Here is a 23132-nt window from a genome sequence, read left to right on the forward strand (position 1 = left end):
CCGAAGGAGGACGACATGAGCGATCAGAGCTCTCAAGAAGGCGGCGCCGGCATCGTTGCCGCGACCACGCTGCTGACCGGGAAGCGTCCTCTCGACGGCATCCCCGATGACGACCGAGCCCCCGAGACCGCGGCGCCGCCCAAGGTCCGCCGATTCTCGGCAGCCAACCGCGGTCGCCTCGTCCTGTTGGCCTTCGTTGCCCCGGCGCTCATCATCTACCTGCTCATGGTGATCGTCCCGTCGATCCAGTCCGTGCAGCTCAGCTTCACCGACTGGGACGGCATCAGCGACGGCTACGACTACATCGGATTCCAGAACTACCAGGACATCCTCACCAGCGGCCGCTTCTGGAACGCGGTCAGGAACACCCTGATCCTGGGCCTCGGCTCAGCGATCATCATCAACGTCATCGCGCTGATCGTCGCTCTCCTCCTCGACCGGCTCAATCACGGTCAGGGCTTCTTCCGCACCGCGGTGTACCTGCCCGCTCTCGTCAGCGCCTTCATCATGGCGACGATCTGGAAGTACCTCCTCAACTACAACTTCGGCATGGTCAACAACGTCCTCCGCGACCTGGGCCTGCCGGACTGGGCCCGTGACTGGCTGGGCGACAGCAGCATCGTCGTCTGGGTGATCCTCTTCATCACCTGCTTCACCCTCGGCGGCAACACCACCCTCATCTACCTCGCGAACCTCCAGTCGGTGCCGCAGGAACTGCTCGAGGCATCCAAGATCGACGGCGCCAACGGCTGGCAGTCCTTCTGGAACGTCACCTGGCCCATGATCGCCGGCGCCGTCACCGTCAACGTCACCCTCGCGATGATCGCCGGCTGGGTCATCTTCGACCAGGTCATGGTCCTCACCTCCGGCGGCCCCGGGTTCGTCTCAGAGACCATGGCGTTCTTCATCTACAAGGTCGGCTTCGGCGAGTACCGCGCCGGCTTCGGATCGGCCGCAGCCGTCGTGCTGTTCCTCGTCGTCATCGTCAGCACCGTGGGCGCCAACGCCTACATGCGCAAGAGGGAGATCCAGGCATGAGCACCTCAGACGCCACCCGCCTCAACGTCCTTCCCAAGGCGCGCCGCCAGAAGACGCCCAAAGAGAAGAAGAAGTGGACCGTCGGCGAAGTCGTCGTCATGGTCGTCCTCTCGGTTCTCGTCCTCGTCGTTGCGTTCCCGGTCATCTACGCGCTGCTGCAGTCCTTCCGCACCTACTCCGAGATCACCATCGACCCGATGGGGCTCCCCACGAGCTTCACCCTCGACAACTACATCGCGCTGTTCCAGCAGACCGACTACCCGGAAGCCCTGCTGAACACGGTGATCATCACGGTGGGCACAGTTGTGCTGCTGGTCGCCATCGTCCCGATGGCCGCGTGGGGCATCGAGCGCATCGGCGGAGGATGGGGACGCTTCCTCTACATCCTCTTCATCGCCGGCCTCATGATCCCGTTCCAGGTGCGCATGATCCCCTTGGTCAAGGCCTTCAACGAGGTGGGGCTCTACAGCACCCTGACGGCCGTCATCCTCGTCCACCTGGGCGGCGCAGCGAGCTTCGGCATCCTGCTGTACTGCAGCTTCATCAAGGGCATCCCGATCGATGTCGAAGAGGCTGCCCACGTCGACGGCGCCGGCCGCTTCCGGACGTTCTGGTCCATCGTGTTCCCGATGCTCCTGCCCGTGACGAGTGCTTTCGTCATCATCCAGGCGCTGGGACTGTGGAACGACTTCTTCATCCCGCTGGTGTTCCTCGACTCGTCGAACGCGGGCACGATCAACGTCGCGCTGAACCGGATGGTGGGCCTGCTCACGTCGCAGTGGCAGCTCATCTACACCGGCGCGATCCTTGCGATCGTCCCGTCGATCGCGATCTTCGCCGCGTTCCAGCGCTACTTCATCAAGGGCATGTCGGTCGGGGCGGTGAAGGGATGACCGCCGCACCGACCGCGGGCCGCCGCACGGGCTCACGTACGCAGCGGCTGCTCGGCTACGACGGACCAGTCGCCACGATGCTGCTCGCCACCTTCCAGTACTTCATCGTGTCGGTGTCGTTCGTCGCTGCGCTCGCCCCGGTGCTCGCCTTCCAGGCCCTCGTCGGCTGGCAGGCCACGCACCTGGCGATCTGGCTCGGCGCGCTCTCGCTGGTCACGCTCTTCCCCGGCCTCCACGGGCTGTTGCAGGCAGCCGAGGCCCTGCGCGAAGACGGTGCTGCTGCCCGCGCCGGCCGTGTGTTCTGGCATGGGTTCGCCCGCGCCGTACGGACGCTTCCGTGGGCCGCCGTGGGGATCGTGGTCATCGCACTGTTGATCGGCTACGACCTCGCACTCCTGGGATCGAGCGACCTCGTCTTCCTCATCGCCATGGCCGCAATCGGGGTGACGGTGATCATCGCGATCGCCGTCTCGATCGTCGCCGGCAAGGGTGAGCAGCAGCGCCCGCTTGCTCTCGCGACGGCGGCCGCCGCAGCAGTGGGGAAACGCCCTCACGCTGCCCTCGCATGGCTGATGCTCGCAGGACTTGCCGTCGCAGCGACCACGATCCCGGTCGTCGGCGCCGTCGCGTGGTTCTTCGCCCCAGCGGGAGCGGCAGTGGCGATCCAGATCTGCAACCGCGCCCTCGGATTCGACGCGAAGACGGCGGGCCGCTGATCGTGACACTGCAAGACATCGCCACCGGAACGCTCACCGAACGCGCCCAGCGCATCGGCGCCTTCGCCGTGCACTGGTCGCCCGACCGCCCCGCCTCACTATCCGTCCCGGGCTCCGACATCGTCGGGCGCCCCGAAGTCGCGCTGGTCGAGGTGTTCACCTCGGCCGAACAGCGTGCGCGCACCAGCCAGGCCTACATCCGATCCGGCGTCGGTTCGCGGATGCGGGTGCAGTCCGTCGACGGCGACCACAGCCAGATCGTCGTCACGCAGACCGACCCGGTCACCGGGCTCGAGGCATCCACCCTGCTGACCGCGGCGACCGCGGACACTCTGCGGGTCGAGACGCGGATCACGAACGGATCGGATTCGACCATTGTCCTCACCGCGGTGGGTTCTGTGACGATCGGGATCGGCCGTACCGAAGCCGACCTCGACACGCTCACGGTGTCGACCGCGCGCAGCGAGTGGCTCGCCGAGAATCGGTGGTCGGAAGTGTCGCTGCGCGAGAGCGTCCCCGATCTCTCGCTGCCGATTCACGGCCAGGACGGCCGGGGGCACGCATCGTGGACGAGCCATGGGGCCTGGTCGACCGGTGAACTCCTCCCAGTCGGCGTCCTCACCGACACCGCGACCGGACACGCCCTCGCGTGGCAGATCGAATCAAGCGCGGGTTGGCACGTCGACATCAGCCAGGGGGCGGCGGGAGCCGCTCTCACCCTCCTCGGCCCCACCGACCTCGAGAATCACTTCGCCCAGACCCTTCCGCCGGGCGCGGGGTTCGACGCCGTGCCGGTGGCGCTCACCGTGTCGGCTACGGGGCGCGACGCCGCTCTGGCCGCCCTGACCCCGTACCGGCGCACGCTTCGTCCGGATGCAGCGGGCGAGGGCTTGCCGGTCGTCTACAACGACTTCATGAACACGCTGATGGGGCAGCCCTCGACCGACAAGCTGATCCCACTCATCCGTGCCGCTTCTGAGGCCGGCGCCGAGGTGTTCTGTATTGACGCGGGGTGGTTCGCCGATCCCGCGATCGGCGACTGGTGGTCGACCGTCGGTGAGTGGCGCGAGGCATGCAGTCGGTTCGATGAGGCGGGGCTGCGCGGGGTGATCGACGAGATTCACCGATTGGGCATGCGCTCGGGGCTCTGGCTCGAACCGGAGGTCGTCGGTGTCCGCAGCCCGGCGGCATCGACCCTGCCGGACGAAGCCTTCTTCCACCGGTTCGGTGCGCGGGTGCAGGAGCACGAGCGTTACCATCTCGACTTCCGTCACCCCGCAGCCAGAGCGCACGTCGACGCGACCGTCGACCACCTGGTGGCCGAGTATGGAGTCACCTACCTGAAGCTGGACTACAACATCAATCCTGGAGCCGGGACCGAACAGGATGCCACGGCTCCCGGTGCGGGTCTTCTCGGGCACGTGCGCGCCTACCGCGACTGGCTCGTGGATGTGCAGCAGAGGCATCCTGGGCTCCTGCTCGAGAACTGCAGCTCGGGCGCGATGCGGGCCGACTACGGTCTTCTCGCCGTGACCCATCTTCAGTCGACGACGGACCAGCAGGACTTCCTGCGATATCCACCGGTCGCGGCATCCGCGCCCGCTTCCATCCTGCCCGAGCAATGCGGGAACTGGGCGTACCCCGCGGCCGACATGACGGATGCCGAGACGGCATTCACGCTCGTGACCGGCCTCAGCGGGCGCCTGTACCTGTCAGGCTTCCTCGGGCAGCTGCGCCCGTCGCAACGTGCTCTGGTCTCCGAGGCGACAGTGCTGCACAAGGTACTGCGCACCGAACTCTCGAGCTCGACGCCGTTCTGGCCGCTGGGGCTGCCGGGATGGGATGACGAGGTCATATGCCTGGGGTTGCATACACCCGAGAGCGACCTGCTGTTCGTGTGGGACCGCGGCCTCGACTCTCGCGAGGTGCTGATTCCCGGCGTCATCGGCGAGACTTCGGTGCTGTTCCCTGCGGGTGCCGACGAGTGGACGGCGATGAACACCCGCTACGGCTTGCTGCTGGGCACGAGCGCGGGAGCTGACGCCCGCGTGTTCCGGGTCGACACGAACCCGGACGGGCGCAGACGCGACTATCGCGATGAGAAAGGCGATCTGATGAAGGCCATGATGGTGATGGCTCCGGACGCCCGGGACCTCGTCTTCACCGAGGATGACCTCGCGAAACTGCGCGGCATGCTGGACGTCGACACCGATCGGATGATCACGTCGCTGGACGCGCTGTCCGACGCGGAGCGCGCTCGCACCGAGGTGCTCGTCACAGGATGGGGGACGCCCGACATCGGGCCGGCGGAACTGGACGCGCTTCCGTCGCTTCGGGCGGTCGTCCACTGGGGGGGCGGCGTGGGCTTCCTCGACGCATCCGTCGCCGATCGCGGGATCGCGGTGTCATCCGCCCGCGCCGCGAACGCAATTCCGGTCGCGCAGTTCACCGTCGCCATGATCGTCCTCGCCGCGAAGGAGGCGTTCTGGGCATCGCGCACCTACGGAGCCGAGCAGCGCTTCATCGACCGCGAGGCCGAGCTGGCGCACACCGGACTGTACCGATCCACGATCGGCGTCGTCGGTGCCTCCAGCATCGGTTCGATGACGATGGAGATCCTGAAGGACTACGACGTCGACGTTCTGGTGTACGACCCCCACCTCACACAGGAGCGCGCGGCTCTCCTCGGTGCCGAGATCGTCGATGACCTCGTCGAGCTCGCCCGACGCACCTCCATCCTGTCGATCCACACGCCCGACATCCCGGAGCTGCGCGGCATGATCTCGCGTGACGTGCTCGCCGCCCTTCCGGACGGGGCGACGGTCATCAACACTGCGCGGGGCCGGTTGGTCGATCAGGTCGCGCTTGTCGAAGAGCTCCAGTCAGGGCGGCTGCGAGCGATCCTCGACGTCACCCACCCTGAGGTGCTCCCTGCAGGACACCCGCTGTACACACTGCCGAACGTCTTCCTCACACCCCACCTGGCTGGTTCGGTGGGGAGCGAATTGCGCAGGCTCGGCGCCACCGCCACTGACGAGATCGAGCGCCTCGTCACCGGTCAGGCATTCCAGCATCCGATCACTCCCTGAGCGAGGCCACGCCGCATGGCAACGATCCATAACCCCGTGCTGCGGGGCTTCAACCCCGACCCGTCGATCGTGCGTGTCGGCGAGGACTACTACCTCGCCACCAGCACATTCGAGTACCACCCGGCCGTCCGCCTCCATCACTCGCGCGACCTGGCGAACTGGACCGTCGTCGGGCATGCGCTCGACGACGGGTTCGATCTGCAGGGCATTCCGGACTCGGGTGGGGTGTGGGCGCCGAGCCTCAGCCACACCGACGGAACGTTCTGGTTGGCGTACTCCATCGTGCGCACGATGGACGGCGACGACAAGGACATCGACAACTACCTCGTCACCGCGGACTCGATCGAGGGCCCTTGGTCCGAGCCGATACATCTCGGCTCGCGCGGCTTCGACTTCTCGTTCTTCCACGACACCGACGGCACCCACTGGATCGTCGGCGTGCAGTGGGACCAGCGACCCGAGCATGCGTCGTTCAGCGGTCTCGTCCTCGAGCAGTACTTGCCTGACGAGCGTCGCACCAGCGGCGAGGCGACGGTCATCTACCGCGAGGACGTGCTGGTCGAGGGGCCGAACCTGTACCGCATCGGGGACGAGTATGTGCTGACGATCGCGTCGGGCGGCACCGGCTGGAACCACAGCATCACCACAGCCCGATCCGCAAACCTCACCGGTCCCTACGAGCGCGACCCGTGGCCCGCGATGCTGACCAGCCGCGACGCCCCCGGCACGCCGTTGCAGAAGGCCGGGCACGGTGAGCTGGTGCAGACACCCGGAGGCGAGTGGATGCTGGCGCACCTTGCGAGCCGTCCGACACTGCATCTCGGCGAGCGCTATTGCACCCTGGGGCGTGAGACTTCGCTTCAGGCGGTCGTGTTCGAGGACGGATGGCTGCGGCTGCGCGACGGCGGCCACCACGGCGAGATCGACGTCGAGATTCCCGGCGTCGAGCGCGAGGTCGGCGACGCCCCCTCCGACCAGGGGGCTTCGTGGACCGACACCTTCGCCGACGGCATCGACAGCCGCCGCTGGTCGACCCTGCGGGTCGCTCCCGATCCGGCGGTGTTCGACACTTCCACAAGCTCGCTGCGGCTGCGCGGCGGTCACTCGACGGCGTCGGTGTTCGAGCAGTCCTTGCTCCTCACCCGTGTCCAGGAGCACCATGCCACGTTCGAGGCGGTGATCGACGCCGAGCCCCGCACCACACGTGAAGCTGCCGGGATCGTCGCCTGGTACGACCGTCAGGGCTGGATCTGGATGCAGCTGTCGTGGGATGAGACTGCGGGTCGCAGCATCCGGGTCATCGTGAGGGAGCCGGGGCGCACCACCCGATCTGACGCGGTCAGCGTTCCGGATGGCGCGCTGCGCCTGCGCGCAGAGCTGCACGGACCGGCTCTCACCTTCGCGTGGGCGACCGAGACGGGGGAGTGGATGCCCCTACCCGGCGAGTATCCGGCATGGATGCTGTCGGATGACTTCGGTCCGAGACTGCGCTTCACCGGCATGTTCTTCGGAGTGCGTGCCGAGGATCTCGATGGTCGCGGATGGGGTGCCGGCATCCGTTCTGCCTCGCTGAGCCAGACGCAGGTCTGACCTGCCGGATCTTCTTGCCCGGTCGCGGGTGATCATCGACGTCGATCTCTCGCGCTTGGTACGGGTCGACTCACGCACCATGTTCGAGACTTCATCCGCAAGATCGTGGCGTTCGTCGGCTGAGTTCCGCGCTCGGGTCGGCTACGCGCCCGCGGCGGGGCCGGAGGATCGGCGCGCGATGAACTCGCTCGGCAGTACGACGGGGCCTTCGTAGGGGAGGTCTCCGACCGCGATACGCCCTGCCATCACGCCGACCTCGTGGAACGGGGCGTGCACGGTGGACAGCGACGGCGTCAGATAGGCCGCGAGGGGCATGTCGTCGAATCCGACGACCGAAGCGTCGTCGGGAACGCGCACGCCGTCTGCCCGGAGGGCCTCCGAAATGCCGACCGCGATGATGTCGGTCTGACACACGTACGCGGTCACATCTCGGTGCGCGGCGCGGAATGTGTGGAGGATCTCCTCCGCCTGATCGGTGAAGTTATCGGTGTGCATCACCAGTGCATCGTCGACCGCGATGCCCGCACGCTGCATGGCCGTTCGGTAGCCGCGGTAACGCTGCTCGGAAGTGGTCATACGCTCGGTCTCGCCCACGTAGGCGATGCGGCGATGCCCGTGCGCGACAAGGTGATCCACCGCTGCCTCGATACCGCCGACGTGGTCGTAGTCGATGCTCGCGATGTTCGGCATGCCCTCGATCGCGGGGCGACCGCAGAGGATCAGCTGCGCACCGACCCGAGCGAGCTTCTCGGAATATGCGGCCGCGCGTTCGGCGAAGACCTCGTCGGTCGGCGTCGAACCGACCAGCAGCACGGCGGCGGCGCGCTGCTCGCTCAGCGAGTCGATGAGCTCGGCTTCGACCTCCGGGTCGCCATGCGTGGTGCACATCATGAACAGGTGATGATGCGAGGTGGCGATGCTCTCGGCGCCCGATGCCATCGCAGCGAACGTCGGCCCGACCATCTGGCTCGACACGAACGCGATGCTGCGTCGGCCCATGCCCATCATCGATCGGGCGAGGCCGTTGACGACGTACCCCAGTTCGTCCGCGGCGGCGAGCACCCGCGCATGGCTCGCTGCCTTGCCCGTACCCCGGCCGGCCAAGACGCGCGATGCCGTCGCGGTCGACACGCCGGCGAGCCGTGCGACGTCCGCGAGATTCGCGCGACCGACAGGCTCGGGGCCCCGAGACGGGGCGCCATTACGCGCTGATGAGGTGCTCACAGAGGCCAATCTACGGGACGGGAGAGCGCTTTCGAGCGTCAATCGCGGTGTTCAGTGGGCTGGATCGCAACTAGTTGCAATTCGTGGGCTCGTTCCGTATGCCCCGATTCGCGCAGCCCGCCGGCTCAGAAGACGCCTGAGAGCCCGTCGCCATCCTCGGCAATCTCGTGAAGGCCGGCATCCTCGTACGGAAGTCCCCCCGACGCGGACCTCAGGCGGTCGAAGCGTCGACCACGAGGTTCTCGAGCGACGGCAGCCCCTCGGCCCAGATCCGCACCCGGTCGCCGATCCGGACCGGCACCGCGGGGGCTGGCGCGCCGCACAGGATCACGTCGCCCGGCAGCAGGTGCTGGGTGCGCGAGACCCAGGCGACGAGCTCGGGGCCGCGCACACGCAGCAGCGACGAGGCGCCGCTCGAGCGCACCTCGCCATTGACCGACACGTGGATGACGGCATCCTCGGCGGCGAACTCGGGGCCGACCATCGTCGAGAGCGGCGTCGCCAGTCCCTTCCCCTCCTGGATGCCGACGTCGGGCGTCATCAGGTCGACCGCGGTGACGTCGTTGGCGAGCGCCCACCCTCCGATCGCGGCACGGGCGGCTTCGAGACCGGCGCAGTGGACGGCGGTGCCGATCACGATCGCGAGCTCGCCTTCGGCGACGACAGTGCCTGCGGACGGGTGGATCTCGAGGGGGTCGCCGTCGCCGACGATCATCCCCGGATGCCGCGTGAAGACGCGCGGCGTGGTGTCGAAGCCGGCCTGATTCGCCGACATGCCGTAGATCATGCCGGCACGATCGGGGCGGGGATGCGCCGCCGCCGTCACCACGCGTACGCCTCGGGCGCTGCGCCGCCGGGGCCCGGCCACGTCTCGTCGAGCTCGTCGAGGACGGCATCGTCGAGCTGCACCTCGGCCGCGATCAGCATCGAGTCGAGCTGGCCGATCGTGCGCGGGCCCACGATGGCGGCCGCGAGGCCGGGCTGCGCGAGCAGCCACGACAGCGCGAGCACGGCCACCGGCATCCCGGCCGCGTCCGCGATCGCAGCGGTCCGCTCGAGCTGAGCGCTGTGCCGCGCCGCCCGCTCGGCGAAGCCGGGGTCGGAGTGGCGACGGCCGGCGGGATCGGGCGGCCCGGCGAGCAGGCCGCCCGCGAGCGGACTCCACGCGACGACGCCGATGCCGAGCGCGCGCGCTGCCGGCAGCACCTCGAGCTCGATCGTGCGCTGGGCGAGGCTGTAGACGGACTGCTCCGACACGAGCCCGAGCGACCCGCGGGCGCGGGCTGAGGTCTGCGCCATCGCGAGGTGCCAGCCCGCGAAGTTCGACGAGCCCGCGTAGAGCACCTTGCCCTGCGCACGCAGCACGTCGTAGGCCTCCCACACCTCGTCCCACCCGGCGCCGCGGTCGATGTGGTGCATCTGGTAGATGTCGATGTAGTCGGTCTTCAGCCGGCGCAGCGATGCGTCGCACGCGCGCCGGATGTTCAGAGCCGAGAGCCCGCCGTTGTTCGGCCACGGATCGGTCTCCTCGAACACCTTCGTGGCGAGGACGGTGCGCTCCCGGCGTCCTCCGCCCTGCGCGATCCAGTCGCCGATGATCTCCTCTGACGCGTGCGGTCGGTCGGGGGTGCCGTAGCGGTTCGCCGTGTCGATGTAGTTGATGCCGCTCTCGTGCGCGTGATCGAGGATCGCGTGCGCGTCAGCGGTCGACACGTGGCGGCCGAAGTTCATCGTGCCCAAGCACAGCCGCGAGACCTCGAGGCGGCTGGCGCCGAGTGCGACGTGATTCACGCGGCCGCCTCGATCATCGCCACGATCGCGCGGATCTCGTCGGGATCCACTTCTGCGGGACGCCACCGCGACGCCGTCGTGAAGCCGATCCCGGCGCGCGCCTCGACGATGGCCTTGGCGGAAGCCGGGTATGTGGGGCCCATGCGATCCTCCACCGAGCTCAGCACCCGCTGAAGCTCGAGCGCGCGATCGTCCTCGCCCCGCTGCGACACCAGTTCCTCGAGCTCGACGACGAGGTCGGGTGCGACGTTCACGACCCACCCCGAGAGCCCGGCGACACCGACGGCCAGGCTCTGCACATGGTCTTCGATGCCCGCGTTGAAGATGCGCAGCCCCGCGTCTGCGCCGAGGCGCACGCGCGTGGCCATGACCTCGGTGTCGTGACTGGTCTCCTTCAGGAACAGGAAGCGTCCCGTACCGGCGATCCAGGCCACGAGGTCGTCGGAGAAGAGGCGGTGGTAGGGGAGCGGGCACTCGTACACGCCGAACTTGACGCCCGGGTTGGCGGCGAGCACCTCGCTGACGACGTCGGTGAACACCGATTCGTCATCATCGGGCTGGAGCACGACCGACGCGATCAGAACGACGAGGTCGACCCCGGTCGTGGCGAGCCGGGCGACGGATGCCGCGGTCTCGGCGGCCGTCCCGCGCTCGGAGACGGCTGCGGCGACCGGCACCCGCCCGGCGGCGCGGGCGACGACGCGTGCGGCTATCGCGAGGCGCTCGGCCTCGGTCAGCTCGAACATCTCGCCCGACAGGGCACCCGGGAACAGGCCCGTCGCACCCGAGTCGATCAGCCAGTCGACGTAGCGATCGAGGGTGTCGACGTCGACGCGGTCGTCGTCGGTGAAGGGTGTCAGCATCACGGGCCAGGCGCCGTGGAACGGGGTGGGCACGATTCCTCCAGGGTGTGGGGTGGGGGTGTGGTTCAGCGGGCGGGGTGGAGCTTGGCTCGGCCGAGGTCGAGCGACCCGGTGCGAGACGCGGTGTGTTGAGCAGATTCGATCGAGAGATCGTCGTGGAACGGCGTCAGGACGACCGGCCACGCCCCGCCCGGGAGAATCCGCTCGCTCATCCCTTCAGCGATCCGCTCACGAGGTCCAGGCGCCAGTAGCGCTGGAGGAAGAGGAACAGGAGGATGAGCGGGATGATCGCGAGGAGGCATCCCATGATCACGAGGTTGTAGACGTTCAGCTGGTCGGAGCCCTGGTTCATCATCGCGTAGAACCCCACGGTGAGCGGGAAGGTCTCCTCGCGGCTGAGCATGATGTACGGCAGCAGGAAGTTGTTCCAGATCGCGACGAACTGCAGCAGGAAGATCGTGATGAGCCCCGGGACCATGGCGGGCAGCCCGATCGATCGGAACAGCCGCCACTCGTTCGCGCCGTCGAGTCGCCCCGCCTCGAGCAGCTCCCCGGGCACGACGGCGCCGGCGTAGATGCGCGCCAGGTAGATCGAGAACGGGCTGATCGCGAAGGGCAGCAGCACCGACCAGTAGGTTCCGGCGATGCCGATCATGGCGAGCAGCAGGTACTGCGGGATCGCCAGCACGACACCGGGGATGAGCACGCCGATGAGCAGCAGGGTGAACGCCGCCTGCTTGCCGCGGAACTCGTACTTCGCCAGGGCATAGCCCGCGGCCGCCGCGACCGCGGTCGCGAGGACCGAGCCGCCGACCGAGAACAGGATGCTGTTGCCGCTCCAGACGAGGAACGCGCCGTCGTTGAAACTCAGCAGCGCCATGAGGTTCTCGAAGAAGCCGCCGGTGAAGCTCGGAACCATCGTCGACGTCGTGAACAGCTCGCCGGCGCTCTTGGTCGACGCGGCGACCAGCCAGTAGACGGGGAAGAGCGAGTATGCGGCGCCGATCAGCAGGGCCGATGTCGACCAGAACCCCGCGCGGGGTCTGGTGGAGGTGACGGCGGCGGTCATGCTTCACCTCCGAACGCGCGGTTACGGAGCAGCCGGAGCAGTCCGAGGCTCGCGATCATCGTCACGGCGGTGATGATGATCGCCGTCGCCGAGGCGCCGTAGATGTCGTTGGTGACGAAGGCGTCGCGGTAGACGAGCATCATGGGCACCCAGTCCGAGGTGATCGAGTTCGTGAGCGTCATCATCAGGTTCGGCTCGCTGAACACCTGCAACGCGCCGATGATCGTGAACAGACCGGTCAGGATGACGCCCGGGAGGATGAGCGGCAGCTTGATGCGCAGCGCCAGCTGGGTCTCGGTGCAGCCGTCGAGTCGCGCCGAGTCGTACAGCTCCTGCGGAAGTCCCCGCAGTGACGTGTAGAGGATCACCATGTTGAATCCGATCGATCCCCAGATGGTCACGTTCGCGACGGCGAAGAACACCGAGGCGCCGTCCAGCGGATCGGGGACGGGCCAGCCGAACGCGGTGAACAGCTCGCCGACCGGACTCACCCCCGGCAGGTACATGAAGCCCCACATGAGCGCGGCGATGACACCCGGCACCGCGTACGGGATGAAGATCGAGATGCGCGAGAAGCGGGTGAACCTGCTCGACAGGTTGTCGAGCAGGAGGGCGAATACGAGGGCCAGCCCCATCGTCACCGGCACCGCGATGAGCGCGTAGACGAGCATGCGCCCGAACGACTCGAGCAGGGCGGGGTTGGTGAGGGAGCGGACGTAGTTGTCGAGACCGACGAACACGTCGGTGGCGACGCCGATCCCGGATGCCGCGACCTTCCGCCCCTGCAGGCTCAGCACGACCGTGTAGACGAGCGGGGCGAACAGCAGGCCGATGGCGAGGATGATGGCCGGCGCCAGGAACAGCCACGGGGCGAGGCGCGGACGCATGCTGTGGCGGCGGACGGAGGACATGGGTGCCTTTCGGGTGGGTCCGGCCGGAGAGGCCGGACCCACCGCGGTCGGGGTCGCGGAGAGGATCATTCGACCTCGAAGCCGAGCTTCTCCATGTCGGCGACCACGGCATCCTGCACCGTCGTGAGCGCGTCGGTGAAGGAGCCGCCCGACGTGATCGCGGTGCCGAAGGCATCGCCGAACGCGCTGTACGCGGTCGCGACGTTCGGCCCCCAGGTGACCGGGACCGCTTCGTCGTCGATCTCTGCGGCGAGGTCCCAGAAGTCGGTCTGGTCGGGCGAGAGCACGGCCGGGACCGTGTCTTTGAGGCCCGGCAGCTCGCGGCCGGCCAGGTTCGCCGGCCAGATGCTCGCGTTCTCGATGTAGGCGGTGAGGGCCTCGGTGGAGTTGTTGAGCCAGATCGCGAACTCGCGCGCCTCCTCGGGGTGGGCGCTGCCGGTGGTGACGACCGTCGCCGAACCGCCGAGAGCCGCCGAGACCGAGTCGCCCGCGTTCCACTGCGGGATGCGCACCGCCGCCCACTTGCCGGCGGTGTCGGGCGCGTTCTGCAGGATGAGCGGGGGAGCCCAGACCGCACTCAGCCAGCTCGCGAGCGTGCCGTCGGCGAGGGCCGCCTGCCACTCGGGGGTCCAGGTCTTGAGGGTGGTCACCACGCCTTCGTCGACGAGGCCCTGCCAGTAGTCGGCCACCGTGTCGCTGCCGTCGCCGTCGATGTCGACCGACCACTGTCCAGCGTCGTTGGCCCACCACTCCGCACCCGCCTGGGCACTCAGGGCGGCGAACAGCTGGGCGTCGTTCGCGGGGAACGTGGCGAGGTACTTGGTCGGGTCGGCCTCGTGGATGGTGCGGGCAGCGTCGGCGTACTCGTCCCACGTGGTCGGCGCCTCAAGGCCGAGCGACTCGAAGATGTCGGCGCGGTAGTAGAGGAACTGGGGGCCGGTGCCCTGCGGCACGGCGTAGTTCTTGTCGTCGAACGTGGTGAGGTTCCACGCGGCCGGGGTGATCTGGTCTTCGTACTCGCCGAACGCGTCGGTGATGTCGTCGGCGATGCCGCCGACGATCAGGTTGGGCAGGTTCTCGTACGTCGTGTTCGACAGGTCGGGGAGACTTCCCGCCTCCTTCGCAGCCGAGAGCTTCGCGACGATGTCGTTCGCGCCGACGGAGGTGTTGACCTCCACCTGCACGTCGGGGTGCGACTCGTTCCAGACGTCGACGATCGCGCCGATGTTCGGGGCCCACGACCAGTAGCGGAGCACGACGGGGCCGTCGTCCTCGGGCGCGGTCGACGCAGAACTGGTGCATCCAGCCAGCAGCGATGCGGTGAGACCCACTGCCAGTGCACCCACGACGGTGCGCGACAACTTCCGGTTCATTTCAACTTCCTTGTCGGTGTGATCGGTTCTCTTGTGGGGCTGCGCGGCGATTTGTTTACCGGTAACCCATCTTGGTTACCGGTAAACTACTCGCGACGACACGATCGCGCAAGGGGGTGTCTCGGAGACCCGGTCGCTCAGGCCGTCGGCCCGGTGGTGGACCGGGCGATCAGACGGCTCTGCGGATAGCGGGGGAGTTCGCCGTCGGGCTGCTCGATGAGGCTCAGCAGGCTGCGCGCCGCGACTTGGCCGGCGTCGGTGAAGTCGATGTGCACCGAGGTGAGCGGAGGCGAGAAGTAGGCGGCTTCGGGGATGTCGTCGATGCCCGCGACGCTCATGTCGTTGGGGATGCGGATGCCGTGCTCTGCGAGGGCGCGGAGCACTCCGAGAGCCATCCTGTCGTTCGCGACGAAGATCGCGGTCGCGTCGTCGAGGCCCTGCGCCTCGCGGACTGCTTCGTACCCCGAGCGGGCCGACCAGTCGCCGCGGCCGAGGATGCGCGGCAGCTCGCCGAGCGCCTCGACCCTCTCGCGGTAGACCGTCTCGCGGTTGGTGGCCGAGTCCCAGCCCTCGGGTCCCGCGACGAAGGCGATGCGCGAATGGCCGAGAGCGGTGAGGTGGTCCATCACGAGGCCGGCGGAGATGCTCCGATGCGTGCCGTCGTCGCTCACAGCCTGATCGCCGTTCACGTCGAGGAAGACCGGCATCCGGAACTCGATCCGGTCGAGCGCCTCGCGGACGTTGCGCGTCGGCGACGTCGCGAGCACACCGGCGACGTCACTCGCGTTCAGACGCTCGAGCGACTCGGTGATCGAGTCGACCTCGCCGGTCGGGTCGACGTTGACGATCTCGAGCAGGTAGCCCGCGGCCGCGGCGACCTCGCTCACGCCGCGGAGCACCTTGCTCGTGCTCGACTCGAACGTCTCGTAGCCGACCACGCCGAGTCGGCGGTTGCGTGAGCGGGCGAGTTCGCGGGCGCCGACGTTGGGGCGGTAGTTCAGGCGGCGCAGCGCCTCCTCGACCCGCTCCCGTGTCTCAGGGCGCATCCCGCCGAGGCCGCGCAGCACCTTCGACACCGTCTGGTGCGACACCCCCGACGCTTTCGCGACGTCGTAGATCGTCGCGGGGCGGTCGGGGCGCGGGCGGGTCATACAGCCAAGTTACCGGTCACGCTGCGGGCTCACGCCGATAGGCTGGCCCCGTGCTGCTCAGTGACCGCGACATCCGGCTCGAGATCCAGTCCGGCCGCCTCGGCCTCGACCCGTGGGACCCCGCGATGGTGCAGCCCTCGAGCGTCGATGTGCGGCTCGACCGGTACTTCCGGCTCTTCGACAACCACAAGTACCCGTTCATCGATCCGGCAGAGGACCAGCCCGAGCTGACCCGGCTGATCGAGGTCGACCCCGACGAGCCGTTCATCCTCCACCCCGGGGAGTTCGCCCTCGGCTCGACGTTCGAGCAGATCACACTGCCCGACGACATTGCGGCGCGCCTCGAGGGCAAGTCGTCGCTCGGTCGCCTCGGCCTGCTCACGCACTCGACCGCCGGGTTCATCGATCCCGGGTTCTCGGGGCACGTCACCCTCGAGCTCTCCAACGTCGCGACGCTGCCGATCAAGCTCTGGCCGGGCATGAAGATCGGGCAGGTGTGCTACTTCCGGCTCACGTCGCCGGCCGAGAACCCGTACGGCTCGGGTCCCTACGGCAACCGGTACCAGGGCCAGCGGGGGCCGACGGCATCCCGTTCGTTCCAGAACTTCCACCGCACCGACGTCGGCCAGACGGATGCCGGCAGCCGCGGCGCCTGACACGTCGCTGCCCGACCCGGGTCAGGGCGTGTCGGCCGGTTCCGGCGCGGGCGGGGCCGCGTAGACGCGCACCTGCGATCCGTCGAGCTCGAACCGCAGCGCCGTCCCGTCCTCGAATCGCTCGCGCAGCGGCTGGGGGGACTCGCGGGTGACGAACATCGTCCCGGTGGGCGGGAATGGACCGGCACCGCAGCTTCCGCCGATGTACCCCATGCGCTCGACGAAGATGTACAGGCACGTCATGGGATTCTCGGTCGTGGCGAGGTAGGTCTCGGGCGTGGTCAGCAGGGTGAGACCGCCGAAGCTGTCGAAGATCACCGCACCCTCCTGCCGGGCGCCGAGCATGTCCTCCGGCCAGGCGCCGTCGGGATCCTCGTTCAGCACCGCGACCTGACCGGTCACGACCGCCTGGAACGACGTGGCCATCGCCGCGCCGACGACGAGTGCGGCGATGAGCGACACCGCCCACACCACCGTCAGCCGTCGTCGCGACCACGGCTTCCGCGGGGTGGCTGACCGCTCGTCGTCGGCTGCCGACCGAGCCTGATCGCCTTCCTCCGTGGGCGGAGCTGTCGTCGTGGCAGCTGCGGCGCTGGAGACAGGGACGCTGTCGACGACGTCGGCGGGCGTCGCGGCATCCGTGTCCGCCTCGCCGGAGCCCGGTGCGAGATCGACGTCTTCCGCCGCCGTGTCGGCGATCCGCTCCGCATCGAGAGCGCGCCGCTCGGCGACGTCGCGCTGCCGTGCTTCGAGCTCGCGCAGTCGGATCACGGCCTCGGCATCGTCGTAGATGTCGGCGCCGGGGCCGTAGGCTCGCGCCCTCAGCGTGCTCAGCTCATCGTCGTGCTCGGACATCGATCTCATCCTGCCTCACCGACGCATGCGCGTCCCCACGGATCGCAGTGCCGCGCCGCAGACGCGGCACGTCGGTCAGTGGCCGAAGACGAGCGCGAGCGACGTGTCGCCGCATGCGAGCACCGATGCGCCGCCGGCGAGCCGGACCGGAGTCGGGGAGGCCGACCGCAGCGCGTCGGCGAGGCCGTCGGCGCGGAGGATCGAGCCCGGCTCACGCCGGGCGTCGGTCGAGGTGACGACGCGTCCCGACGCATTGACGAGCGTCGCCGGGGTCTCGCCCGTGCGAAGCGCGGGAAGCAGGGTGCGCTCGAGCCGGTCGACGAGTGCATCCGCCCCCACGACGCCGATCATCACGCCGTCGACGACGACCGGCGTCGTGATGGTGACGGTGTAGTCGTCGGTGCAGAGGTAGTCGACGTACGGCCCGGTGAGGTGACGCGTTCCGGTGGCGGCGGGGACGCGCCACCACTCCAGCGCGGTGTAGTCGCGGAACTGCTCGTGCGTCGGGTCGTCGATCGTCGTGAGCCGGCGCACGCTGCGCTGGACACCGCCGGCGCCGAGCCACCAGGCGAGGTGCCACTCGGCATCGGTCAGCGCGCCCGGTGCGGCCACGAAGCCGGCGCCGGTGAGAAGCGTCTCTCCCGAGACGGCGGCGACGGCGAACCGTTCGACCAGGGGGTCCAGCGACGCCGCCGTGGGTGCGGCACCCGTCTTCAGTCGGGTCTCCAGGTGAGCACCCCAGCCGTCGATGGTGGCGAAGATGCCGTCGATCGTCGCGGCGACGTGCGCCGCCACGTCGCTCTGGGATCGTGTCGCGATGCCGGTCATGGGCTGTCCTTCTGGTCGGATGCCGAATCCGCTGTCGTCTCGTCGATTCGCGCTCGTTCGTCGACGAGCCAGTCGAACGCGTCGTCGATGAGGGCGAGGGTCGTTGCCCGGGCCGCGTCCGGCTGCACGTCGCGGATCGCGGCGATGATCCGCGATCGTGCGAGTGCGCTGCGGTCACGGTACTCCTGTTCGCGCAGGCACATCCACAGCAGCGGACCCGCCTCGCTCTGCAGCTTCATCTCCTCGTGCACCAGGCGCGGGGACTGACTGATCGCGGCGACCTCGAGCTGGAACCTGCTGAGTGCGCGGCGCGCGCCGCCTGCGGTGCCGGGGTCGGCCGCGGCGTCGATGCGCACCAGGTTCTCGATGTCGTCGTCGCTCGCGCGCTCGGCGGCGGTCTCGGCGGCGGTGCCCGCAATGGCGGCCGTGTGCAAGGCGAAGTCGCGCAGCTCGATGCGGCTGTGCTCGCGCAGCCGCCGCTCGAGCAGCCGATTCGCGGATTCGCGGTCGAACGTGACGAAGCTGCCGCCGTCGCGCCCGCGGCGGGTCTTCACGAGGCCCTTGTCGCGGAGCACCTCGAGGGCTTCGCGGGCGGTGACCAGCGCCACGCCGAAGCTGCGCGAGAGGTCGGACTCGCTCGGCAGGCGCTCGCCGTCGTGGAGGATGCCGCTCACGATGGCGTCCGACAGGCGCTGCTCGACGAGCGCGGCGCGGCCGTTGCCGTCGAGCGGCGCGAAGACGACGGCACGCGCCGGGTCGACCCTCCCCGTCGCGTGCGGCATGAGGCTCCTCGGGGCCAGGGGTCAGGCGGAAGTTCCGGTCGGGAAGGTCGTCCTCCCCAAGCGTGACATGACCGTAACACGAACGGTGGTCTTGTGACATATGGATCCATATGATTTAGTCCATCCGACATCGAAGGAGACGCCCATGACCGAGCAACAGCCCGCCATCCGGCTGACCGGGCTCACCAAGGCGTTCGGTTCCGTCACCGCCGTCGACCACGTCGACCTCGAGATCGCGGCCGGCGAGTTCTTCTCCATGCTCGGCCCGTCGGGATCGGGCAAGACGACCGTGCTGCGCCTGATCGCCGGCTTCGAGCAGCCCACCGGCGGCACCATCGAGCTCTTCGGGCACGACGTCACGAAGACGGCGCCCTTCGACCGCGACGTCAACACGGTGTTCCAGGACTACGCGCTGTTCCCGCACATGAGCGTGCTCGACAACGTCGCCTACGGGCTGCGGGTGCGCGGCGTGAAGCGGTCCGAGCGGCGCGAGCGGGCGATGGCGGCACTCGCCGCGGTGAGGCTCGACCAGATGGCCGCGCGCAAGCCCTCGCAGCTGTCAGGCGGTCAGCGGCAGCGGGTGGCGCTGGCCCGCGCGACAGTGGTGCAGCCGAAGGCGCTTCTCCTGGACGAGCCGCTCGGCGCCCTCGACCTCAAGCTGCGCGAGCAGATGCAGGTCGAGCTGAAGCAGATCCAGCGCGACCTCGGCATCACGTTCATCTTCGTGACGCACGACCAGGAGGAGGCGCTGACGCTGTCGGATCGCATCGCCGTCTTCCACGACGGGCGCATCGAGCAGCTCGGCACCCCGGAGGACCTGTACGAGCGCCCCGCCTCGCGCTTCGTGGCCGACTTCGTCGGCACGTCGAACCTGTTCGACCTCGAGCGCTCGTCGGCGCTGATCGGTCGCGCGGGCGAGCACTCCATCCGCCCCGAGAAGCTCACGCTCGCATCGTCGCCCGCGACGGCGCCCGGCGAACGGTCGGCCGAAGGGACGGTCGTCGAGTCGATCTACGTCGGCAGCGGCATCCGTCGCGTGATCGACCTCGATGCCGGGATGCGCGTCACGGTGCTCGAGCGCAACGACCGCGCTCGCGCCTCCGACGACGACCGCGGCGACCGCGTGCACGTCACGTGGCACGACGAGGACGTCGTCTCCCTGATTCCGCCGGGCGCCTGACCCGGTCACCAGCCTGGGCGCACGCCCCGGAGAACACAGCACCACACAGCACCCGAGAGGAAACATCATGATGAGCACCTCACGCGGCCGGCGCCTCGCCGCGACCGCAGTGGCGATCGGGTCGATCGCCATCCTGGCCGGCTGCGGCACGTCGGGCGGCGGCAGCGCCGCACCGTCGGAGCAGGCAGACGAACTCGGTGAGTTAGAGGGATCGGTCTCGATCCTCGCCTGGCCGGGCTACGTCGAAGACGGCAGCAACGACCCCGCGGTCGACTGGGTCACCGGGTTCGAGGAGGAGACCGGCTGCGAGGTCGTCTCGAAGACCTATGGCACCTCCGACGAGGCCGTCAGTCTCATGAAGACCGGCGACTACGACGTCATCGCGGCGTCGGGCGACGCGACGCTGCGCCTCATCGCCGCCGGCGACGTCGCCCCGGTCAACACCGACCTGATCCCGAGCTACGCCGGCGTCTACGACTTCCTCAAGGAGAAGGAGTGGAACTCGGTGGACGGGCAGTCCTACGGCGTGCCCCACGGCTACGGCGCCAACCTCCTGCTGTACAACACGGATGTCGTCACGCCGGCGCCGACCTCGTGGGACGTCGTGTTCGACGGCGCGAGCGACTACTCGGGCAGCATCACGGCGTACGACTCGCCGATCTACATCGCCGACGCGGCGGTCTACCTCATGGCCCACCAGCCCGACCTCGGGATCGAGAACCCGTACGCGCTCGACGAGGACCAGTTCGCCGCAGCGGTCGACCTGCTGAAGGCGCAGCGACCGCACGTCGGTGAGTACTGGTCGGACTACCTCAAGGAGATCCAGGCGTTCGAGACGGGCGACTCGGTCGCGGGAACGACGTGGCAGGTCATCCAGAACGTGCTCGCCGGCGGCGGCGCGACCACCGAGGTCGTGCTCCCCGAGGAGGGTGCCACCGGATGGTCCGACACCTGGATGATCGCATCCGAGGCGAAGAGCCCGAACTGCGCCTACGCGTGGCTCGACTGGATCGCCAGCCCCGAGGTGAACGCTCAGGCCACCGCCTACTTCGGCGAGGCTCCGTCGAGCCAGGCGGCCTGCGACTACCGCGACGACTGCGAGGCGTACCACGCGGGCGACGAGGAGTACGCGTCGAAGATCTGGTACTGGACCACGCCGATCGCGGACTGCGTCGACGGCCGCACCGATGTGGAGTGCGTCGACTACGCGGCCTGGACCCAGGCCTGGGCCGAGATCAAGGGCTGACGCCCTGACGGATCGTGCCGGGGGCGGCGCACCCGAAGCGCCGTCCCCGGCACCTTCCCCCTGACATCCGGAGAGAGCATGACCGACACCACGACGGCGCCCCACCCGACGCGGGTGCCGACCCCGCGCGCGACACCCGCCCGCCGCGCATCGGGATGGCTGAGCGCGCACCCGCGCTTCCGCCTCGCCTTCCTGCTGAGCGCCCCGCTGTTCTGGCTCGGCGTGGTCTACATCGTCGCCCTCGTGCTGCTGCTGGTCACCGCGTTCTGGAAGGTCGACACCTTCACCGGCGAGATCATCACGGAGTGGACGTTCGACAACATCGTCACGGTCCTCACCGGGGCGCTCTACCAGACCGTGACGCTGCGGACGGTCGGGGTGGCGCTCCTCGTCACGGTCATCGACGTCGCGATCGCGCTGCCGATCGCCTTCTACATGGCCAAGGTCGCCACCCCCCGGGCGCAGCGGTTCCTCGTCATCGCCATCCTGATGCCCCTGTGGGCGAGCTACCTCGTCAAGGCGTACGCCTGGCGCTCGGTGCTGTCGCAGGAGGGGATCCTCGAGTGGCTGCTGACTCCGTTCGGCCTGCACACCCCCGGGTACGGGCTGACGGCGACGGTCATCACGCTGTCGTATCTGTGGCTCCCCTACGTGATCCTGCCGATCTACGCGGGGCTGGAGCGCGTGCCGGACTCGCTGCTCGAAGCATCCGCCGATCTCGGGGGGAAGACCTGGCGAACACTCGCCAGCGTCGTGCTTCCCCTCGCGTTCCCCGCGATCATCGCGGGCACGATCTTCAGCTTCTCGCTGTCGCTCGGCGACTACATCACGGTCAACATCGTCGGCGGCGCGAACCAGATGCTCGGCAACCTCGTCTACACGAACGTCGGCGCGGCGAACAACCTGCCCCTCGCCGCTGCGATCGCGCTCATCCCGATCGTCATCATCTTCGGCTACCTCGCCCTGGTGCGTCGCACCGGGGCACTCAACAACCTCTAGGACTCGGCCATGCGACTCTCGCGACTCTCCCGCACCGTGCTCGGTGTCGTCACGGGCCTCATCCTGCTCGCGGTGTACCTGCCGCTGTTCGTCGTGCTCGTGAACTCGTTCTCGACCTCGACGTCGCTCACCTGGCCGCCGCCCGGGTTCACCCTCGAGTGGTGGGGCAAGGCGTTCCAGAGCGCCGGCGCGCTCGAGGCGGTCGGCACGAGCGTCGGGATCGCGATCGTCGCGACGCTGATCTCGCTCGTGCTGGGCACCCTCATCTCGCTCGCCCTGCAGCGGTTCGAGTTCTTCGGGCGGGAGGCGATCTCGCTGCTGATCATCCTGCCGATCGCGCTTCCCGGCATCATCACCGGCATCGCACTGAACAACTTCTTCCGCACGATCCTCGGCGTGCCGCTGTCGATCTGGACCGTCGTCATCGCCCACGCGACGTTCTGCATCGTGACCGTGTTCAACAACGTGATCGCTCGGCTCCGGCGCACCGGCACGAACCTCGAAGAGGCCTCCGCAGACCTCGGCGCGGGGGTGTGGACGACCTTCCGCCTGGTGACCTTCCCGCAGCTGCGCTCGGCCCTGCTCGCCGGCGCGCTGCTCGCGTTCGCCCTCAGCTTCGACGAGATCATCGTGACGACGTTCACCGCCGGGTCGGGTGTCACCACCCTGCCGATCTACATCCTCAACAACATGTTCCGGCCGAATCAGGCGCCCGTCGTCTCGGTGATCGCCGTGGTCCTCGTGATCGTGTCGATCGTGCCGATCTATCTCGCCCAGCGGCTGTCGGGCTCGGAGCAGACGCGACGCTGACGGCGACCGCGATCGCGCGGGGCGCATCCCGCACGGTTCTCGGGCACGGATGCTTCGGGCCGGAGGTC

At 68.6% G+C, this 23132-nt stretch carries 21 protein-coding genes; 10 read left to right on the plus strand and 11 right to left on the minus strand.

Translation table 11 applies throughout. The annotated features are described in order from the left end of the window. The first annotated feature begins 15 nt into the window (after positions 1–15). Genes JOD63_RS15550 through JOD63_RS15570 form a run of 5 tightly spaced genes read left to right on the plus strand, consistent with a single transcriptional unit; the run spans position 16 to position 7326 of the window. Positions 16–1038 carry a carbohydrate ABC transporter permease gene (locus JOD63_RS15550; RefSeq protein ID WP_045275121.1) on the plus strand — a complete coding sequence of 341 codons (1023 nt, stop codon included), beginning with the start codon at positions 16–18 and terminating at the stop codon, positions 1036–1038. Continuing rightward, a complete protein-coding gene (locus JOD63_RS15555) occupies positions 1035–1931 on the plus strand; it encodes a carbohydrate ABC transporter permease (RefSeq protein WP_084613438.1) in 897 nt (298 codons plus the stop codon). The genes JOD63_RS15550 and JOD63_RS15555 overlap by 4 nt, the downstream gene beginning before the upstream one ends. Further along, entirely contained in the window at positions 1928–2647 is a 720-nt protein-coding gene (locus tag JOD63_RS17910) for a hypothetical protein (protein WP_045275122.1), read from the plus strand. The genes JOD63_RS15555 and JOD63_RS17910 overlap by 4 nt, the downstream gene beginning before the upstream one ends. A gap of 2 nt (positions 2648–2649) precedes the next feature. Beyond that, entirely contained in the window at positions 2650–5736 is a 3087-nt protein-coding gene (locus JOD63_RS17915; RefSeq protein ID WP_245617954.1) for an NAD(P)-dependent oxidoreductase, read from the plus strand. A gap of 15 nt (positions 5737–5751) precedes the next feature. Then, entirely contained in the window at positions 5752–7326 is a 1575-nt protein-coding gene (locus JOD63_RS15570) for a family 43 glycosylhydrolase (RefSeq protein WP_045275123.1), read from the plus strand. A gap of 141 nt (positions 7327–7467) precedes the next feature. Here the strand turns inward: JOD63_RS15570 and JOD63_RS15575 are convergent, their stop codons facing one another. The 8 genes from JOD63_RS15575 to JOD63_RS15610 all read right to left on the minus strand — a co-directional run bounded on the left by JOD63_RS15575 (position 7468) and on the right by JOD63_RS15610 (position 15708). After that, the gene (locus JOD63_RS15575; protein WP_045275124.1) at positions 7468–8550 is read right to left on the minus strand and encodes a LacI family DNA-binding transcriptional regulator; all 1083 of its coding nucleotides are present in this window, start codon (positions 8548–8550) and stop codon (positions 7468–7470) included. Positions 8551–8761: 211 nt separating this feature from the next. After that, the gene (locus tag JOD63_RS15580; RefSeq protein WP_052682465.1) at positions 8762–9379 is read right to left on the minus strand and encodes a fumarylacetoacetate hydrolase family protein; all 618 of its coding nucleotides are present in this window, start codon (positions 9377–9379) and stop codon (positions 8762–8764) included. Continuing rightward, a complete protein-coding gene (locus JOD63_RS15585) occupies positions 9373–10341 on the minus strand; it encodes an aldo/keto reductase (RefSeq protein ID WP_045275125.1) in 969 nt (322 codons plus the stop codon). The genes JOD63_RS15580 and JOD63_RS15585 overlap by 7 nt, the downstream gene beginning before the upstream one ends. Continuing rightward, positions 10338–11237: a dihydrodipicolinate synthase family protein gene (locus JOD63_RS15590; protein ID WP_052682466.1), complete on the minus strand. Its 900-nt coding sequence runs from the start codon at positions 11235–11237 to the stop codon at positions 10338–10340. Before JOD63_RS15590 ends, JOD63_RS15585 begins: the two co-directional genes overlap by 4 nt. Before the next feature lie 175 nt (positions 11238–11412). Next, on the minus strand, positions 11413–12273 hold the full coding sequence (locus JOD63_RS15595) for a carbohydrate ABC transporter permease (protein ID WP_045275572.1): 861 nt from the start codon (positions 12271–12273) through the stop codon (positions 11413–11415). Next, positions 12270–13184 carry a carbohydrate ABC transporter permease gene (locus tag JOD63_RS15600; RefSeq protein ID WP_045275601.1) on the minus strand — a complete coding sequence of 305 codons (915 nt, stop codon included), beginning with the start codon at positions 13182–13184 and terminating at the stop codon, positions 12270–12272. Before JOD63_RS15600 ends, JOD63_RS15595 begins: the two co-directional genes overlap by 4 nt. A 65-nt stretch (positions 13185–13249) precedes the next feature. Then, on the minus strand, positions 13250–14557 hold the full coding sequence (locus JOD63_RS15605; RefSeq protein WP_045275571.1) for an ABC transporter substrate-binding protein: 1308 nt from the start codon (positions 14555–14557) through the stop codon (positions 13250–13252). Positions 14558–14694: 137 nt separating this feature from the next. Then, positions 14695–15708: a LacI family DNA-binding transcriptional regulator gene (locus JOD63_RS15610; protein ID WP_045275570.1), complete on the minus strand. Its 1014-nt coding sequence runs from the start codon at positions 15706–15708 to the stop codon at positions 14695–14697. A 50-nt stretch (positions 15709–15758) separates the two neighbouring features. Between JOD63_RS15610 and dcd the strand changes: the two genes are divergently transcribed. Further along, positions 15759–16364, plus strand: coding sequence for a dCTP deaminase (dcd, locus tag JOD63_RS15615; protein WP_045275569.1), 606 nt, complete (start codon positions 15759–15761; stop codon positions 16362–16364). A gap of 21 nt (positions 16365–16385) precedes the next feature. Here the strand turns inward: dcd and JOD63_RS15620 are convergent, their stop codons facing one another. The 3 genes from JOD63_RS15620 to JOD63_RS15630 form a co-directional block, all read right to left on the minus strand. Continuing rightward, positions 16386–17219 (minus strand): hypothetical protein, encoded by an 834-nt coding sequence (locus JOD63_RS15620; protein ID WP_045275568.1) that lies wholly within the window; start codon positions 17217–17219, stop codon positions 16386–16388. 75 nt (positions 17220–17294) lie between these two features. Further along, positions 17295–18047 (minus strand): PDC sensor domain-containing protein, encoded by a 753-nt coding sequence (locus JOD63_RS15625; protein ID WP_045275567.1) that lies wholly within the window; start codon positions 18045–18047, stop codon positions 17295–17297. Continuing rightward, positions 18044–18829 carry a FadR/GntR family transcriptional regulator gene (locus tag JOD63_RS15630; RefSeq protein WP_045275566.1) on the minus strand — a complete coding sequence of 262 codons (786 nt, stop codon included), beginning with the start codon at positions 18827–18829 and terminating at the stop codon, positions 18044–18046. The genes JOD63_RS15625 and JOD63_RS15630 overlap by 4 nt, the downstream gene beginning before the upstream one ends. Positions 18830–18974: 145 nt before the next feature. Between JOD63_RS15630 and JOD63_RS15635 the strand changes: the two genes are divergently transcribed. From JOD63_RS15635 to JOD63_RS15650, 4 genes are all read left to right on the plus strand, one after another. Further along, entirely contained in the window at positions 18975–20009 is a 1035-nt protein-coding gene (locus tag JOD63_RS15635; protein ID WP_084613504.1) for an ABC transporter ATP-binding protein, read from the plus strand. A 70-nt stretch (positions 20010–20079) separates the two neighbouring features. After that, positions 20080–21255 carry an ABC transporter substrate-binding protein gene (locus JOD63_RS15640; protein ID WP_045275600.1) on the plus strand — a complete coding sequence of 392 codons (1176 nt, stop codon included), beginning with the start codon at positions 20080–20082 and terminating at the stop codon, positions 21253–21255. Positions 21256–21333: 78 nt separating this feature from the next. Then, on the plus strand, positions 21334–22254 hold the full coding sequence (locus JOD63_RS15645) for an ABC transporter permease (protein WP_157003985.1): 921 nt from the start codon (positions 21334–21336) through the stop codon (positions 22252–22254). 9 nt (positions 22255–22263) lie between these two features. Then, on the plus strand, positions 22264–23064 hold the full coding sequence (locus JOD63_RS15650) for an ABC transporter permease (RefSeq protein WP_045275564.1): 801 nt from the start codon (positions 22264–22266) through the stop codon (positions 23062–23064). The last annotated feature ends 68 nt before the right edge of the window (positions 23065–23132 follow it).

Origin of the sequence: Microbacterium terrae (assembly GCF_017831975.1) — a bacterium.
In the GTDB taxonomy this organism is placed as follows: Bacteria; Actinomycetota; Actinomycetes; order Actinomycetales; family Microbacteriaceae; genus Microbacterium; species Microbacterium terrae.